15 protein-coding genes and 1 tRNA gene are annotated in these 15,280 nt (G+C 68.1%); 11 read left to right on the forward strand and 5 right to left on the reverse strand.

Going from position 1 to position 15,280, the window contains the following annotated elements:
- The 3 genes from JW876_05045 to JW876_05055 form a co-directional block, all read left to right on the forward strand.
- A partial coding sequence (locus tag JW876_05045) for a hypothetical protein (protein ID MBN1884870.1) occupies positions 1-564 on the forward strand: 564 nt, incomplete at its 5' end.
- Between the two features lie 204 nt (positions 565-768).
- Positions 769-2,130, forward strand: a complete 1,362-nt coding sequence (locus JW876_05050; protein MBN1884871.1) for an insulinase family protein — start codon at positions 769-771, stop codon at positions 2,128-2,130.
- 31 nt (positions 2,131-2,161) lie between these two features.
- Positions 2,162-3,553 (forward strand): insulinase family protein, encoded by a 1,392-nt coding sequence (locus tag JW876_05055; protein ID MBN1884872.1) that lies wholly within the window; start codon positions 2,162-2,164, stop codon positions 3,551-3,553.
- Between the two features lie 71 nt (positions 3,554-3,624).
- On the opposite strand, the gene JW876_05060 is transcribed toward JW876_05055, so the two are convergent.
- Positions 3,625-4,506 carry an NAD(P)H-binding protein gene (locus JW876_05060; protein ID MBN1884873.1) on the reverse strand — a complete coding sequence of 294 codons (882 nt, stop codon included), beginning with the start codon at positions 4,504-4,506 and terminating at the stop codon, positions 3,625-3,627.
- Positions 4,507-4,647: 141 nt separating this feature from the next.
- On the opposite strand from JW876_05060, the gene JW876_05065 reads away from it, so the two are divergent.
- Positions 4,648-5,058 carry a PD40 domain-containing protein gene (locus JW876_05065; GenBank protein ID MBN1884874.1) on the forward strand — a complete coding sequence of 137 codons (411 nt, stop codon included), beginning with the start codon at positions 4,648-4,650 and terminating at the stop codon, positions 5,056-5,058.
- A gap of 147 nt (positions 5,059-5,205) precedes the next feature.
- Entirely contained in the window at positions 5,206-7,029 is a 1,824-nt protein-coding gene (locus JW876_05070; GenBank protein MBN1884875.1) for a S9 family peptidase, read from the forward strand.
- Positions 7,030-7,041: 12 nt separating this feature from the next.
- Here the strand turns inward: JW876_05070 and JW876_05075 are convergent, their stop codons facing one another.
- Together JW876_05075 and JW876_05080 are read right to left on the reverse strand one after the other, a co-directional pair.
- Positions 7,042-7,440 (reverse strand): OsmC family protein, encoded by a 399-nt coding sequence (locus JW876_05075; GenBank protein ID MBN1884876.1) that lies wholly within the window; start codon positions 7,438-7,440, stop codon positions 7,042-7,044.
- Positions 7,441-7,501: 61 nt separating this feature from the next.
- Positions 7,502-7,585, reverse strand: a tRNA-Leu gene (locus JW876_05080).
- Between the two features lie 244 nt (positions 7,586-7,829).
- Between JW876_05080 and JW876_05085 the strand changes: the two genes are divergently transcribed.
- Both JW876_05085 and JW876_05090 read left to right on the forward strand, forming a co-directional pair.
- Positions 7,830-8,435, forward strand: coding sequence for a hypothetical protein (locus JW876_05085; GenBank protein MBN1884877.1), 606 nt, complete (start codon positions 7,830-7,832; stop codon positions 8,433-8,435).
- Positions 8,436-8,451: 16 nt separating this feature from the next.
- Positions 8,452-9,714, forward strand: coding sequence for a hypothetical protein (locus JW876_05090; GenBank protein ID MBN1884878.1), 1,263 nt, complete (start codon positions 8,452-8,454; stop codon positions 9,712-9,714).
- A 128-nt stretch (positions 9,715-9,842) separates the two neighbouring features.
- Here the strand turns inward: JW876_05090 and JW876_05095 are convergent, their stop codons facing one another.
- A complete protein-coding gene (locus tag JW876_05095) occupies positions 9,843-10,136 on the reverse strand; it encodes an RNA-binding protein (protein MBN1884879.1) in 294 nt (97 codons plus the stop codon).
- Positions 10,137-10,333: 197 nt separating this feature from the next.
- Positions 10,334-11,386 (reverse strand): prolyl aminopeptidase, encoded by a 1,053-nt coding sequence (gene pip, locus JW876_05100; protein MBN1884880.1) that lies wholly within the window; start codon positions 11,384-11,386, stop codon positions 10,334-10,336.
- Between the two features lie 244 nt (positions 11,387-11,630).
- Here pip and smpB point away from each other — a divergent pair, with 244 nt between their 5' ends.
- Genes smpB through JW876_05120 form a run of 4 tightly spaced genes read left to right on the forward strand, consistent with a single transcriptional unit; the run spans position 11,631 to position 15,066 of the window.
- Complete coding sequence (gene smpB / locus JW876_05105; GenBank protein ID MBN1884881.1) at positions 11,631-12,092, forward strand: SsrA-binding protein SmpB; 462 nt, start codon at positions 11,631-11,633, stop codon at positions 12,090-12,092.
- A complete protein-coding gene (locus JW876_05110; GenBank protein ID MBN1884882.1) occupies positions 12,085-13,647 on the forward strand; it encodes an N-acetylmuramoyl-L-alanine amidase in 1,563 nt (520 codons plus the stop codon). Before smpB ends, JW876_05110 begins: the two co-directional genes overlap by 8 nt.
- Before the next feature lie 3 nt (positions 13,648-13,650).
- Positions 13,651-14,205, forward strand: a complete 555-nt coding sequence (locus tag JW876_05115; GenBank protein MBN1884883.1) for a GerMN domain-containing protein — start codon at positions 13,651-13,653, stop codon at positions 14,203-14,205.
- A gap of 57 nt (positions 14,206-14,262) precedes the next feature.
- Positions 14,263-15,066, forward strand: a complete 804-nt coding sequence (locus JW876_05120; GenBank protein MBN1884884.1) for a glutamate racemase — start codon at positions 14,263-14,265, stop codon at positions 15,064-15,066.
- Positions 15,067-15,280: the final 214 nt, after the last annotated feature.

Raw genomic sequence — 15,280 nt, forward strand, 5'->3', positions numbered from 1 at the left:
AACGAGGATCTCATCCGCCGTCTCGAACCCTTCGGGGCGCAGGCGTGGCTGAGCGACATCACCGAGTGGGTGTGGTACACCGACGAGGAGCAGGTCAAGAACCTCAAGCTGCGCGGGAAGCGCCTGTCGCTCGACATGTTCGGCGTCTGGCTGAAGAAGAACGTGCAGCACCGCTACGAGCAGCGCCTCCTCGCGCCGGTGGCCGGCGAGTTCACCGGCATCGAGGAGCCGCACTCGGTCCGCGAGATCCTCGATTTGAGCCGGCCCTACCTGCCGGCCGTCGGGGCGCTCGGCGAGATGGTGCTCTCGGTGGGCAAGGCCGCGTACATGTACGGGAAGGGCGCCGACGGGATCATCGACATCAGCCCCTTCACCTGCATGAACGGGATCGTCACCGAGGCGGTCTACCCGAAGGTGAGCCGCGACCACGAGGGGATCCCGATCCGGACCTTCTACTTCGACGGCGGGCAGACCGACATCGACAACGACCTGGCCATCTTCATGGAGCTCGTCTGGAACTACAACCGCAGGAAGACGCGCGCCCGGCGGCGTCGAGCGGCGTGAGGCGGGGAGACGCGGCGGCGGAACCCCCGCGGCCCCCGGCACGACGCCGAATTTCCCGGCTTCCCTGCGATCCGTCCTCTCCGCGCGCCGCGCTTTCCGCAGGAAGCCGGCGATTGCGCACGGCCGCCCCGTCGTCTATCTTCAGTGCATGACGGCATCGACACCGGATACACGTCCATCACCCGCTTCCAGGAGGTCGCCTCGATGGTGCATCGCAGAACGCTCCCGACGGCGGCGCTGATCGCCTTGTGCGCGATTCTCGCCGGCGCCGCCGCTCCCGCCATCGCCGGGTCGAACAAGTCCCCGGCGATCGATCTCGGCGTCACCGTAAAGACGCTCGACAACGGCCTCAAGGTCATCCTGCTCGAGGACCACTCCGTGCCCGTCCTCAGCCGGCAGACCTTCTACCACGTCGGCGCGCGCAACGAGCGCCCCGGGATCACCGGGATCTCGCATTTCATGGAGCACATGATGTTCAACGGGGCCGAACGCTACGGCCCGAAGGAGTTCGACGCCGTCCTCGAGGCGAACGGCGGCTACTCCAACGCCTTCACCTCGAAGGACATGACCGCCTACTACGAGGACATCTCCTCCGACGGGCTCGAGCTGGTCGTCGATCTCGACAGCGACCGCATGGCAGCGCTCGCCCTCGATTCCACCTTCCTCTGCTCGGAGATGGGGGTCGTCAAGGAGGAACGCCGGTACAGCATCGACAACTCGATCTTCGGCCTCATGTACGAGGAGCTCTTCGCCCTCGCCTACAAGGCGCACCCCTACTCCTGGCCCGTCCTCGGCTGGATGAGCGATCTCGACGGGATCTGCCGCGACGACTGCGTGGCGTACTTCCGCACGTACTACGCGCCGAACAACGCCGTCCTCATCGTCGCCGGCGATTTCGACACCGACGAGGCCTTCGCCCTCGTCGAGCGGTACTACGGCGGGATCAGGAGGCAGGAGCCCCCGGCGCCGCTGCGCACGGCCGAGCCCGAGCAGTTCGGCGAGCGCCGCGCGGAGGTCCGCAAGCCCGCAGCGCTGCCCCAGCTCTTGATCGGCTTCGCGGCGACGGCCGTCTCCTCGCCCGACATCTACGCGATCGACGTCCTCCAGACGATCCTCACCACGGGCCATTCCTCGCGGCTCTACAAGCGGCTCGTCCGCGAGTCGGCGATCGCCGTCGAGGCCGATTCCTGGTTCTCATGGATGATCGATCCCTCGCTGTACATCTTCCATCTCACGCTGAAGGCCGACGCCGATCCCGCCGAGTGCGAGCGGATCGTCTACGAGGAGCTCGCCGCGATCGCCTCCGGGGGCGTCACCGGGGCCGAGATGGCCAAGGCGAAGAACTCGCTCGAGGCCGACTTCCAGCGCAGCATGCAGACGGTGAACGGCAAGGCGAGCAAGATCGGCCGCTACGAGATGCTCTTCGGCGACTACCGGACGATCCAGGAGGTGCCCGGGAAGTACCGGGCCGTCACGGCCGACGACGTGAAACGCGTGGCGGAAACGTATTTCTCGCCGAACCGCCGCAACGTCGTCACGCTCGTTCCCGAGCGCGCCGAGAGCTGACGTGAACGGCCCGAACACGGAGGAGAGACGGATGAAACAAACGATCATCGCGGCCATGGCGGTCCTGCTTTTCGCGGCCGCCGCGCCCGCGTCCGCCGGAACGGCGGGCATCGACCTGCCCGAATACACGAAACATACGCTGGAGAACGGCCTCACCGTCTTCGTCATGGAGACGCGCGAGGTTCCCCTCGTCTCGATCCGCCTGCTCTTGCCAGCGGGATCCGCGGCCGACCCCGCCGGGTTCGAGGGCGCGGCCAACCTCACCGCCGAGCTCGTCATGAAGGGGGCCGGCGGGATGGGCGCCGACGAGATAGCCGAGCAGATCGAGGGGCTCGGCGGCGAGCTCTCCGCGTCGGCCGATCGCGATTACACGGCCGTCGCCGGCAACTTCCTCGCCCGCGATCTCGCCGCGGCGCTCGAGATCCTCGGCACGGTCGTCGCGAGCCCCGATTTTCCCGCCGACGAGGTCGAGCGGCAGAAGGAAATCGTCACGGCGGCCATCCACAGCGTCAAGGACAGCCCCTACCGCTTCGCCTCGCGCGAGTTCGCGCGCCTGCTCGCCGCCGGGCATCCCTACGGGCACCCCGTCGAGGGCTCGGCCGCCGACGTGGAGAAGCTCACGCGGGCGGACGTCGCCGCCTTCCACGCGGCGAACTGGGTGCCCGAGGGCGCCTTTCTCGCCATCGTCGGGGACATCGACGCGAAGACGGCGTTGAAGCTCGCGAAGAAACGCCTCGGCTCGTGGCGGGGCGAGCGAGCGGCGGCCGCCGTTCCCGTCCTCGAGCGGCGGACCTTCCCCGGCACGCGCGTCGTCGTCATCGACGACCCCGAGCTCACGCAGAGCCAGATCCGCATCGGCAACATCGCCGTCGGCATGGATTCGCCCGATTACTTCGCGCTCGCCGTCGGCAACAACACGCTCGGCGGCGGATTCACCTCGCGGCTCATGGACGAGATCCGCGTCAACCGCGGGCTCTCCTATGGCGCGCGGAGCGGCCTCGCGCAGTACCGCCGCGGCGGCACCTTCACCGTCGTCACCTACACGAAGAACGAAACGCTCCGGGAGGCGATCGACGTCGCCCTGGAACAGGTGCGGCTCATGCGGGACGAGACGCTCACCGGCGAGGAGCTCGCATCCTCGCAGCGCTACCTCTCCGGCCTCTTCCCCTTCCGCATCGAGACGAACGACCACCTCGCCGGCTGGCTCACGAGGCTCGCCTTCTACGGTCTCGGCGAGGATTTCGTCGAGACGTACCGCGAAAGGATCGGGGCGGTCACCGCGGCGGACGTGCAGCGGGTCGCCCGCGAGAACTTCCACGCGGAAGACTGTCTCATCGTGCTTCTCGCGAACTACGCGGAGACGAAAGATCAACTCGCCGGGCTCGGCGGGATCGAGGTGATCGCCAAGGCGGACATCGAGTAGCCGGCCCCGCGGCGACGGCGTTTCACACGGCCCCCGGGAGTTCTCCCGGGGGCCGTTTTGCGTGCCGCGGATCAGCGGGAACCTGCGAGCAGGCCCATCCGTTCGAGGAGAAGGGCCGCGCCCTCGGCGAAGGGGCGCGGGCTGAAGCCGAGGTCGCGCGCGGCCTCCTCGTGGGGAAGGGAGCGGTCCTCGAGGAGGCGGTCGATCTGCGACGGGTCGATGGCGGGGCGGTCGGTGACGCGGCCGAGCAGGCGCACGGCGGCGCGCGCCAGGGCGAGGGGCACGGGCAGCACGACGACGCGCCGTCCCATCAGCCCGGCGAGGATGCGAACGATGCCGGCGAGCGTGTGCGCGCTCCCTCCCGAGACGTCGTAGGATCGCTTCTCGCTCGAGGGCCGATCGAGCGCGGCGACGATCGCTCCGGCGAGGTCGTCCGCCAGCACGGGCTGGAAGCGGCTGTTGCCGCCGGGAAGCGGGAGAATCCGGGCGCGGGCGACGAGGGCGGCGAGGCGCGAGATGTTGCGGTCGCCCGGCACGCCGTAGATCATCGTCGGGCGGAGGATCGTCCACGCCGCGGCGGACCGCTCGACCGCCTTTTCCCCGGCGACGATCGCGCCGGCGATGTCCCGGAAGCGGGAGTAGCGCCCCGCCGAGCTCACCGCGACGAGGCGCCTCGCGCCGCGGGTGCCGCGGACGACCGCGCCGGCGTGGAGGATCGAGGAGAGATGGAGGACCGTTTCCTGGCCCGTCCACGCGGCGGCGACGGCGTCCGGGTCGGCGGCGTTCCCCTCGACGATCTGGACGCCGAAGTGCCCGAGCGGGTCGCGGTCGCCGCCCGGCCGGAGAAGGCAGGTGATGTCGCCGCGGGCCGCGCCGCGGTCGCCGCGCAACCGTTCGAGCAGCGCGAGGCCGGTCTTGCCGGCCGCCCCGGTGATGAAGATCCCTTCCCCCATGATCTTCTCATAGCAGAGGCGGCCGTGCGTGTAAAGGGTTGCGGGAAAAATCGTTGACCTTCCCCCCGGCGGGCGGTTCAATATGCGGGCGCCCGGCGCCCGTTCCCCGAACGACGACTTGTGCCCGGAGGTGACCATTCCATGACGAACACCAAGCGACGACGATCGCCCGTGCGGCCGACCAACCTCATCGCCGCGCTTCCGCTCCTTCTCGCGGCGGTTCTCGCCGCTTTCGCCGCTCCCGCGGCCGCGACGGAGACGACGGCCGACGGCTTGACGATCGAGCGGATGTACCGCGATCCCCGCGTCGCCGGCTTCCGATTCGACGAGACGGCCTGGTCGCCCGACGGCCGCCTCTTCGCCTTCACCTGGAACGAGGAGGGGGAGCTTTTCCACAAGCTCTGGCTCTGGGACGCCCGAACCGAGCAACTCCGCCTCGCCGTCGATCCGGCGGCGATCGCCGAGGAATCCTCCGGCGTGATGACGCGCGCCGCGATCGACCGCGCCTCGGTCCAGCGCCGGTCGGGCAGCGGCATCTTCTCCTTCGCCTGATCGCCCGACGGCCGACAGATCCTCTTTTCCCTCTACGGCGACTTCTTCCTCCTCGACGTCCGTTCGGGCGACGTCCGCCGCCTTTTCGGGACGGCGGCCGACGAATCCGACGCGGCCTTCTCCCCGGGCGGCGACCGAATCGCCTTCGTGCGAAACAACGACATCTGGACGTACGATCTCGCGTCGGGGGCGGCGACGCAGGTCACGCGCGACGGGAGCGATCTCCTCTACAACGGGATCGGCGACTACATCGACTACGAGGAGGTCGGGCGGGAGCGTTCCTTCTGGTGGTCGCCGGACGGCGCGAGCATCGCCTTCGTCCAGGCCGACGTGAGCCCGGTGCGCGAGCTCCTCGTGCCCGACTACACGGGCGAGTTCGTCGAGGTCCGCCGCCAGGCGCGCCCCGTGGCGGGGAGCGCGAACTCCCTGAAGCGCCTCGGCGTCGTCTCGCTCGACAAACGGAAGACGACATGGATCGGCGGCGGCGACCGGCGCGACGAGTACATCGTCGACGTCTCGTGGCGGCCGGGCGGGCGCGATCTCCTCGTCGACGCGGAAAACGGATCGATCGACACGCTCTTCACCGAGCGCGATCCGGCCTGGGTGAACGTCGATCACCGCGACGTCCATTGGAGCGATGACGGGCGGCTTCTCTGGTTCACCGCCGAACGACCCGCGTGGAACCACATCTACCGGTACGACACCGAAACGGGCGAGACGACGGCCGTCACCTCGGGCGCGTGGGAGGTGACCGCCTTCCACGGCGTCGACGGTCGCGGCGCGGCCTGGTACACGGCGACGGCCCTCGAGCCGGAGCAGCGCCACCTCTACCGAACGGAGTTGGACGGCCGCACCGTCCGCGTGACGCCCGGCGAGGGCTGGTACGAGAGCCACCCCTCGCCCGGGTTCGATCAAGTCCTCGTCCGCTACGACAACCCGCTCGTGCCCTGGGACCTCTACGCGCTCGCCTCACTCCGCGGCGAGTCGGTCGCCGATGCCGCGCCGATGACGGACGCGCGCGGCGGCGGCCACGTGCCCGCCCTCGGCTCCCGGCGCGACTGGCCGGTGCCCGGGGAACTCGTCAGGATCACCGATTCGCGGCCCGATGACCTCGCCGGCTTCGTCCTGCCCGTGCCGCGCTTTTTCACGCTCGAGAGCCGCCGCGACGGGAAGACGATCCACGCCTGCATCCTCCTCCCGCCGGAGATAGACGAGATCGAGGAGATCGAAGAGATCCTCGCCGGCAGAACCGACCTGCAGCCGGCCGGCGGGCGCCGCCCGGCGATCGTCACCGTCCACGGCGGCGGCTACGCGCAGTCGGTGGTCAAGGGCTGGCGCTGGCGGACCCTCTACGACGCCTACCTCGTCGCGCGCGGCTACGTGATCCTCGATCTCGACTACCGCGGCTCCTCCGGCTACGGACGCGACTGGCGGACCGACGTGTATCTCGACATCGGCGGTCCCGACCTCGAGGACGAGATGACGGGGCTGGAGTTCCTCGGTGAACTTCCCTTCGTCGATCCAGAGCGCGTGGGGATCTGGGGATGGAGCTACGGCGGCTACATGACGGCCCTGGCGATGCTCCGCTACCCCGACGCCTTCCGGGCGGGCGCGGCGGTGGCCCCGGTGACCTGCTGGCGCAACTACGACACCCACTACACCGAGGAGCGACTGGGGATGCCGGAAGAACAGGCCGAGGCCTACCGCGCCGGGTCGCCGGTCACGTACGCGAAGAGTCTCCGGAACCACCTGCTCATCGCGCACGCGATGGGCGACGACAACGTCCACTTCCAGGACACCGTGCTCCTCGTGAAGGCGCTGATCGAGTCGGGGACGGATTTCGAGGTGATGTTCTACCCCACGGGCCGGCACGGGATCAGGCACGATCCGAGCCGGATCCACCTCTTCCGCAAGATCACGCGCCACTTCGACCGCTTTCTCCACTGCGACGCGGACGCCTCGTGCCCGTAGGGCGGCCGGCGGTCAGCTCTTCGTGACCGCCGTGACCTCGATCTCGGGCGGGTCGTAGAGGTGCTTCTTGACGGTACAGAGATTCACCGCCGCCAGGAGGGGCTTCACGTATTTTTCGGGGAATTCGGGGGGCAGTTCGACCGCGATGCCGATCCTGCCGATCATCTTCGATTCGGGGTCGCGCTCGATCCGCATCCGGACGGTGATATCCTCGTAGGGGATCTCGCGGTTCTGGCAGAAGTAGACGACGTAGACGCCGCTGCAGGTCGCCAGCGAGGCGAGGAAGAGATCGAAGGGCGCCGGGGCCGTGCCGTCGCCGCCCGCATGGACGGCCTGGTCGGTCTCGATCGTGTAGCCCTTGTAATCGGCGTAGACCTTCTTGTTGCCGGGAAAACTGACGAGCATGTCCATGGATGTCCTCCTTGCCGGCGCTGGGCGGGGAAGCCCGGGCGAGCGGGCGTACAATGAAAAATGCCTGAGGGGGGAGTCGAACCCCCACGGGGATAACCCCACTGCGCCCTGAACGCAGCGCGTCTACCAGTTCCACCACTCAGGCATCAATCGTCTCGCGGTCGAGAGTACCTACGATAATTAACGGACCGGCGTTTGTCAATAGCGAGGGGCGCGCGGCCGGTGGGGCGGCGGCGCAAGGAGGCCGTCGCACCGCGTGCCGGCTCGCGCGAGCCGTCGGCGCCGCCCGTTTTCCCGCTTGCGCCCCCGTCCGGCCGGGGCTAGGATGGTTTCCGCGGCTTCGGTGCCGCCCACGACCGACACGACCACCTTCACCAGGGAGGGACTCCATGCGGAGATCGCTCGCTCTCTTCTGCTGCGCCGCGCTGCTCTTCCTCGTCGGCTGCTCCCGACAGGAGACGCGCGAGATCGACCTCGCCACCGACACGGCCGAGGACGCCGATTTCGCCAGCGCCGACCTCTTCCGCATCACCGACGGGATGGTCGGCTCGATGCAGGCGAACGGCTTCCTGCAGGCCTACCGGGCGACGCACGCCGGCGAGAAGCCCGTCATGCTCCTCGCGCAGAGCCTGCTCAACAAGACCGACGAGCACATCGACACGCGGCTCATCCTCGAGAAGATCCGCACGCAGATGATCAAGCAGGGGATGGCCGATTTCGTCGACGACCAGGCCTTCGACATGGCCCTCGACCAGCTCAACATGCAGGCCACCGACCTCTACGACAACGCGAAGGCGGCCAGGATCGGCAACTTCGTGGGCGCGAAGTACGTCCTTCGCGGCACGATCACGAACATCCGCAAGATCGACGGCAGGGAGAACATCAACTACCAGAACGTGACCCTGGACATCTTCGAGGTGGAGACGCTGCTGATCAAGTGGACCGACGAGGTCGAGTACAAGCGCGCCTCGACGAAGGGGACCATCCGCCGTTAGACCAAGACGGGGACCGATGAGAAAGCCGCTGATCGCCTGCGCGCTCCTCGCGGCCGTCGCGCTGGGCTGCGCAACGTATACGGGTCGGATGACCGCCACCCGCGATCTCTACTACCGCGGGGCGTACGAGGACGCCCTCGGCTCCCTCGACGAGCTCCTCGCCGGGGCCGGGGAGAACGACCGCTCCCTCTATCTGCTCGAGCGGGGCAAGGTGAACCTCGCCGCGGGGCGCTACGACTCGGCGATCGTCGACCTGCAGGCGGCCGAGCGGCGCTTCCGCGAGATCGAGGGGACGGTCTCGGTCACCGGGCAGCTCAAGAGCTACGTTTTCCACGAGGGTTTCGACGACTACCAGCCGGGCGAGCACGAGAAGATCCTCATCAACGCCTACCTGATGCTCGCCTACTGGCTCACGGGGGACATGGAGGGGGCCTACGTCGAACGAAACCGCACGATCACCCGCCTGAACCAGTTCCTCGACGGCGTGCCCCTCGAGAAGCGGCGGCGGCTCGAGGTGCCCTTCGCCCGCTACCTCGCCGCCCTCCTCTACGAGACCGAGGGGCGGGCCGAGGACGCCCGGATCGAGTACGACATCGTCCGCGAGATCGCTCCGGGGGCGGCGCCGGCGGCGGTGAACCCGCACGTGCGCGAGCTCGTCGTCTTCGTCGAGGCGGGGCGCGCCCCGGTCAAGGTCTCGACGGAGATCCGCGGGATGTTCCGCAAGGACGGCGGGCTCCTCTTCGGTACCTTCGACGTCGGCGACCGCGAGCCCCTCGTCGTCAACACCGCGTGGGGGGCAGGCTTCGACGACCTCACCCTCGGCAAGTGGTTCACCTTCTCCTTTCCCCGGTACGAGCGCCAGCCGTACGACAGTTCCTGCTGCGCGGTGGTCGTGGACGGGATCGAGGCGGGACGGGCGGCGCTGCTCGACGACGTCGGGGAGACGGCCGTCGCGGCCCTCGAGCAGGACATGGGGAAGATCCTCCTGCGCTCGGCCATTCGCTCGACGCTGAAGCTCGCCCTGCAAAACCAGGGGAAGCGCAGGAAATCCGAGCTGACCTGGCAGGGGATGCTGGGGAAGGTGCTCTCCTCGGTCGAGAAGGCCGATACCCGCTCCTGGCAGACCCTGCCCGCGGCGATCCTCGTCTACCGGCTCGAGGTGGGCGAGGAACAGCACGAGGTGAGCCTCGCCGGCGGGGTCGACCTGCCCGCCCGCGCCGTCGATATCCGGGCGGAAGCGGGCAAGAAGCGGGTCGTCTTCTTCTCCGGGGCCCGCTGAGCGCCGACGGCTGCCCGGAAAACGGAAAACGAAGAGGGAGGCCGGAAAACCGGCCTCCCTCGTTTTCGTGATACCCGACCGGCCGTCCTGCCCCCGGCCGCCGGGATCATCTGTCGTGGTCGGAGGTGCTAGAAGCCGCCCCCGAAGCCGCCGCGACGTCCGCCGCCACGAGGGCCGTCGGTGCGCGGACGCGCCTCGTTGACCTTGAGCGTACGGCCCATGAAGTCCTTCTCGTTCAGGGCTTCCATCGCGGCCCTCGCCTCGTCGTCGTTGTTCATCTCGACGAACCCGAAACCCTTCGCACGACCGGTGTCCCTGTCCGTGATGATCGCGACGGAGTCGACCGTGCCATGAGCCTCGAACGCCTTGCGCAGGTCGTTCTCGCTCGTATCGAAAGACATGTTTCCTACATAAATCTTCATGTCAGCCTCCTGTAGGCTCCAAACGGTAAATGTCCGATAGATTTGCAGGAATGTATGTTATGTGCTCTGGAAAGGTTGAACAAAGCGGCAGGTTCGTGGATCGCCTTCATTCCGAGTACAATACTATCCATCCTCAATCCATCATATCAGCAAAACAATAATAGCGTTATTCGGGCCAAAAGCAAGATATATTTGAATTATTTTTCGACCTGCCCTGGCGCCGCGTCGATGAATGTCATAAGCGCCCCGAACACCGGCGGTTGCCAGAGGCCGTGGCCGGCGCTCTCGACGATCGAGAGATGCGATTCGTGCAGCTCCCGGTTAAGGCGCCAGGCCGTCGCCGGTGTGCAGATGACGTCGTAGCGGCCGTTAACGATCCACGCGGGGATGTCGCGGATACGGTCCAGATCCCGCCAGAGCTGCCCCTCCTCGAGGAAGCACCGGTTGGCCATGTAGTAGTTCTCCATGAGCCCAAGCGAGTAGATCAGGTTCGCGTACCTCGGCATGGCCAGGAACTCGCCGGTGGCCGCGTCGGTTGTCTCGAGCGTGGCGATCCGCGACTCCCAGCGCGTCCACTCGCGGGCGTACCGCTGCGCGGCGGCGGGGTCGGGTTCGAGGCGGATCAGCTCGTCGAGGTAGGCGGGAAGCGGCCGGCGCGATGGATCGGGGAGCGAGGAGACGAGCGCCTCGTACGCGTCGGGATAGTATTTCGCCGAGCCGCCGTGGTAGAAGTGGTCGATCTCGGCGTCGGTCGCCATGAAGAGCCCGCGGAGGAACATCCCGAGGACGCGGTCCGGGTGGGCCTCCGCGTAGGCGATCGCCAGCGTCGAGCCCCACGAGCCGCCGAAGAGATACCACCGCTCCACCCCGAGGTGCTCGCGGAGCCGCTCGATGTCGGCCACGAGGTGCGCCGTCGTGTTCTCGCGCGTCTCGGCGAAGGGGCGGGATCGCCCCGTGCCGCGCTGGTCGAACTGGATGACGTGCCACACGTCCGGATCGAAGAGCCGGCGGACGAAGGGGCTGCTCTGCCCGCCGGGGCCGCCGTGGAGGCAGACGCAGGGGATGCCGTCCGGATTCCCCGAGCGCTCCCAGTAGATCTCGTGGAGACCGGAGACGGCGAGCATCCCCGTCTCGAGGGGCTCGATCGCGGGGAAGGGCTCCGGGTTCGCCGCGGGCTCCCCGCATGCGCCGAGCACGGGAATGGATAAGACGAGGAGAACGGCGATCGAGAGGGTGCGGCGGTGCGGCATGGCTGCGCTCCTTCCGTGCGTGGCCGGCCCGGGCGGGCGAGGTGGATCCCACGGGCGAGTATACCCCCCGTTCCGAGGCCCGCCAAAAGAAAATGTACGCCTCCCGCGCGGCCCGTCCGCACGGGGGGTTTCCGCTTGCGCAGGCCCCGGGCCTCTGTTACGTTTCGCCTGTCCGGAAACGCGGGACGGAGTGGAGACGTATATCCTTACGGGGCCGGCGAGCCCCCGACGGGCGGGGATCCGCATGAAGATCATCGCGACCAACCGCAAGGCGCGGCACGAGTACCACATCATCGAGACGATCGAGGCGGGGATCGTGCTCGTCGGCACCGAGGTGAAGGCGCTGCGCGACGGCCGCGCCAACCTCAGGGATTCCTACGCCGCGATCGAACGAGAGGAGCTCTTCCTGTACAACACGCACATCAGCCACTACGAGCAGGGCAACCGGTTCAACCACGAGCCCACTCGCACGCGCAAGCTCCTCGTGCACGCGAAGGAGATCAAGCGGCTGATCGGCAAGACGCAGGAGAAGGGCCTCACCATCGTGCCGCTCCGGCTCTACTTCACCGATCGCGGCATCGTCAAGGTCGAGCTCGGCCTCGCACGCGGCAAGAAGAGCTACGACAAGCGCCGCGACATCGCCGAACGCGACGCCAAGCGTGAACTGGACCGCGCCCTGAAGGACAGGAACCGCAGGAATGACTGAACGATCGATACTGCTCGTCGTCATCGCCCTCCTCGTCGCCGCCGCGCCGGCGGTCGCCCAGGAGCCCGACCATCTCGATGTCGAGCGGACCCTCGGCGTCATCTACGCCGACGGCCGGGAGGCCGAGGACATCGATCTCTACCGCGCCGAGGAGGGATCGGAGGAACTCTACCTCACCGCATACGATCTCGCGCGCGTCTTCAAGGCCACGAAATTCTGGAATCCGGGTCTGCGCAAGCTCTCGCTGCGCATCGGGATCCACCGGTATCTCTTCACCATCGACACCCGCGTCGTCACGGTCGACGACGAGCCGGCCCTGGTGCGCACGCCGGTGCGTTATTTCAACGGGGCCGTCATGGTGCCCCTCGAGTTCGTCTCGGAGATCCTCGCGCCGCGGCTCGCCGAGCAACTCGAGCTCGACGAGGAGCACGGCGTCCTCACGATCGGCTCGCCGGACTACAACGTCACCCGCCTCGAGTTCGTCGAGGGGGAGGAGGGGACGCGCGCCGAGCTGACGCTCACCGAGGAGCTCCTCTACCACGTCGACTCGGAGACGCCGGGGCTCCTGCGCCTCAAGATCTACGGTGGCAAGCTCAACCCGCTGAAGTTCACCGTCCCCCGGGGAGCCGGACTCTTCAACCGCGTCCGCGCGGAGCAGACCGAGCATGACGCCTATCTCTTCTTCGACGTGCAAAAGACGGCCGAACGGTTCCGCGTCGAGTTCGAGTCGTCCGGAGACGACGGGCGCGGACCGCGGAAGCTCGTTATCTCCCTCGAGGAGGGCGACCTCCCCGAGATCCCCGACGTCGAGTACGCCGGCAAGCGGATGACCGAGATCCTCGACGACGACGCGCGCGCTCGCAGGACCGGCTCGATCCGGGTCGTCGCCATCGATCCGGGGCACGGCGGCATCGACAACGGCAAGGTGAGCCAGGGCGGGGTTCGCGAGAAGGACGTCAACCTCGAGATCGCCATGCTCCTCCGCGGCCGGCTCGTCGCCGAGCTGGGCGTCGAGGTCGTCCTCACCCGCCAGGAGGACGTCCTCGTTCCCTTCGACCGGCGCGTCGAGATCGCGAACCGGGCGAAGGCGGACGTCTTCATCAGCCTGCACTGCAACGGCTGGTTCCATCCCGACGCCGGGGGCTTCGAGACGCTCTTCCTCTCGCCGGCCCGCACCGACGACGAGGAGCGTATCGCCTCGGAGGAGAACGCCTCGATCCGGTTCGAGAACCCGGAACTCGACCCCGACGAGCTCGCCGAGCTCGATTTCATCCTCTGGGACATGGTGCAGAACGAGTTCATCACCGAGAGCAGCGAGTTCGCCGAGCTCGTCCAGCGCGAGATGAGCAAGACGATCGAGATCCGCAACCGCGGCGTGAAGCAGGCCGGGCTCCGGGTCCTCAAGGGCCTGCACATGCCGGGGATCCTCGTCGAGTCGGCCTTCCTCTCCAACCCGGAGGAGGAAGAGCTGCTCCTCGACGCAGACTTCCGCAACCGGATCGTCGACGGGATCATCGAGGCGCTGCGCCGTTACCAGGGCCGCTTCGGGGAGTGATCGATGAACATCGGGCGCACCATCGCCATCGTCCTCGTCATCCTCGCGATCGTCGTCGCCGGGCTCGTGTTCCTCGAACGCCGGACGAAACCGGGGCGCGGGGAGGCGCCGGGCGGCATCCAGGTGGTCCCCGAGGAGACGCGCACCGTGACGCTCTACTACCCCGACCGGCAGGCCGGGAGTCTCGTCGCCGAGGCGCGCGAGATCGCCGTCCGCGACGGGTTCGAGGCCCAGGTCAAGGCCGTCATCCAGGCCCTCTCCGACGGGCCGGAGAACGGCGATGCGGTCAACGCCTTTCCCGGTGAGGCGGCGATCATCCAGGTCTTCTGGGTGGAGGACGAACAGACCGTATACCTCGATTTCAACGCCGAACTCGTGTCCGGCCACCCGGGAGGATCGACGGGGGAGTACTTCACGATCGCGATGATCCTTCGCACGATCGGCGAGAACTTTCCCGCGGTGCGGCGCGTGCAGCTGCTCATCGAGGGTTCCCCGGTCGAGACGATCGCCGGCCACTACGACGTCGGCGAGCCCCTCGACATCCTGAAGTGGCGGTAAGGCGTTGCGCGGGGCGCGCCGGCGCCGCCGGACAACCCGACGGAAAGCAAGCAAACGATGACTGAACGGGAAAAGGCGATCGGCGTGTTCGACTCGGGCGTCGGCGGGCTCACCGTCGTCCGCGAACTGCTCGAGCGCCTGCCCGCCGAGGACATCATCTACTTCGGCGACTCGGCCCGCGTCCCCTACGGGACGAAGAGCCCCGAGACGGTGCTGCGCTTCTCACGGCAGAACCTCGCCTTCCTCGAGAGCAAGCACGTGAAGCTCATCGTCGTCGCCTGCAACACCGCCTCCTCCCTCGCGCTCCCGGCGCTCGCCGCCGAGGAGGAGATGCCGCTCGTCGGCGTGCTCCTTCCCGGCGCCCGCGCGGCGGCGCGCGAGACGCGCAACCGGCGCGTCGCCGTCATCGGGACGACGGCCACGATCGGCTCGGGGGCCTACGAACGGGCGATCCACGATATCGACCCCTCGATCGAGATCTGGTCGGGAGCCTGTCCGCTCTTCGTTCCCCTCGTCGAGGAGGGGTGGCTAAACGACGAGGTCACCCGCCTCGCGGCGGCGCGCTACCTCGAGCCGGTGCGCGGCTTCGGAGCCGACACGATCGTGCTCGGCTGCACGCACTACCCGCTGCTCGAAAACGTCATCGCCGAAACGGCCGGCCCCGGCGTGGTCCTCGTCGATTCGGCCCGGGAGACGGCGATCGAGGTGGAACGGCTCCTCGGCGAGCGGAAGCTCAAAACGCCCTCGGAGGCGCGGCGGCGGCTCGAGATCTACGTGAGCGATCTTCCCGCGCAGTTCCGCGACGTGGCCGAGCGGTTCCTCGGCCGGCCCCTCGAATTGGTCGAGCGGGTGGATTTCTGACGGCGGCCCGGCGCACGGCGCGCGGCCGTTTCGCGAAAGGAGACCGGATGCCGAGACCGGACGGACGGCGGGCCGACGAGCTCAGGCCCGTGAAGATCCACCGACGCTACGTCACGAGCGAGCCGGCCTCCGTGCTCATCGAGGTGGGGCGCACGCGCGTGCTCTGCGTGGCGACGGTCGAGGCGACGGTCCCCCCCTTCCTCAGGAACTCGGG

This window comes from Candidatus Krumholzibacteriota bacterium (assembly GCA_016931295.1).
Classification (GTDB): domain Bacteria; phylum Krumholzibacteriota; class Krumholzibacteriia; order Krumholzibacteriales; family Krumholzibacteriaceae; genus JAFGEZ01.

Coding starts and splice junctions, on each gene's coding strand:
- JW876_05075 (MBN1884876.1), bottom strand. CDS start 7,440: ATGGACATGCTCGTCAGTTTTCCCGGCAACAAGAAGGTCTACGCCGAT.
- smpB (MBN1884881.1), top strand. CDS start 11,631: ATGAAGATCATCGCGACCAACCGCAAGGCGCGGCACGAGTACCACATC.
- JW876_05110 (MBN1884882.1), top strand. CDS start 12,085: ATGACTGAACGATCGATACTGCTCGTCGTCATCGCCCTCCTCGTCGCC.
- JW876_05090 (MBN1884878.1), top strand. CDS start 8,452: ATGAGAAAGCCGCTGATCGCCTGCGCGCTCCTCGCGGCCGTCGCGCTG.
- JW876_05120 (MBN1884884.1), top strand. CDS start 14,263: ATGACTGAACGGGAAAAGGCGATCGGCGTGTTCGACTCGGGCGTCGGC.
- JW876_05085 (MBN1884877.1), top strand. CDS start 7,830: ATGCGGAGATCGCTCGCTCTCTTCTGCTGCGCCGCGCTGCTCTTCCTC.
- JW876_05115 (MBN1884883.1), top strand. CDS start 13,651: ATGAACATCGGGCGCACCATCGCCATCGTCCTCGTCATCCTCGCGATC.
- JW876_05065 (MBN1884874.1), top strand. CDS start 4,648: ATGACGAACACCAAGCGACGACGATCGCCCGTGCGGCCGACCAACCTC.
- JW876_05060 (MBN1884873.1), bottom strand. CDS start 4,506: ATGGGGGAAGGGATCTTCATCACCGGGGCGGCCGGCAAGACCGGCCTC.
- JW876_05055 (MBN1884872.1), top strand. CDS start 2,162: ATGAAACAAACGATCATCGCGGCCATGGCGGTCCTGCTTTTCGCGGCC.
- JW876_05095 (MBN1884879.1), bottom strand. CDS start 10,136: ATGAAGATTTATGTAGGAAACATGTCTTTCGATACGAGCGAGAACGAC.
- JW876_05050 (MBN1884871.1), top strand. CDS start 769: ATGGTGCATCGCAGAACGCTCCCGACGGCGGCGCTGATCGCCTTGTGC.
- pip (MBN1884880.1), bottom strand. CDS start 11,386: ATGCCGCACCGCCGCACCCTCTCGATCGCCGTTCTCCTCGTCTTATCC.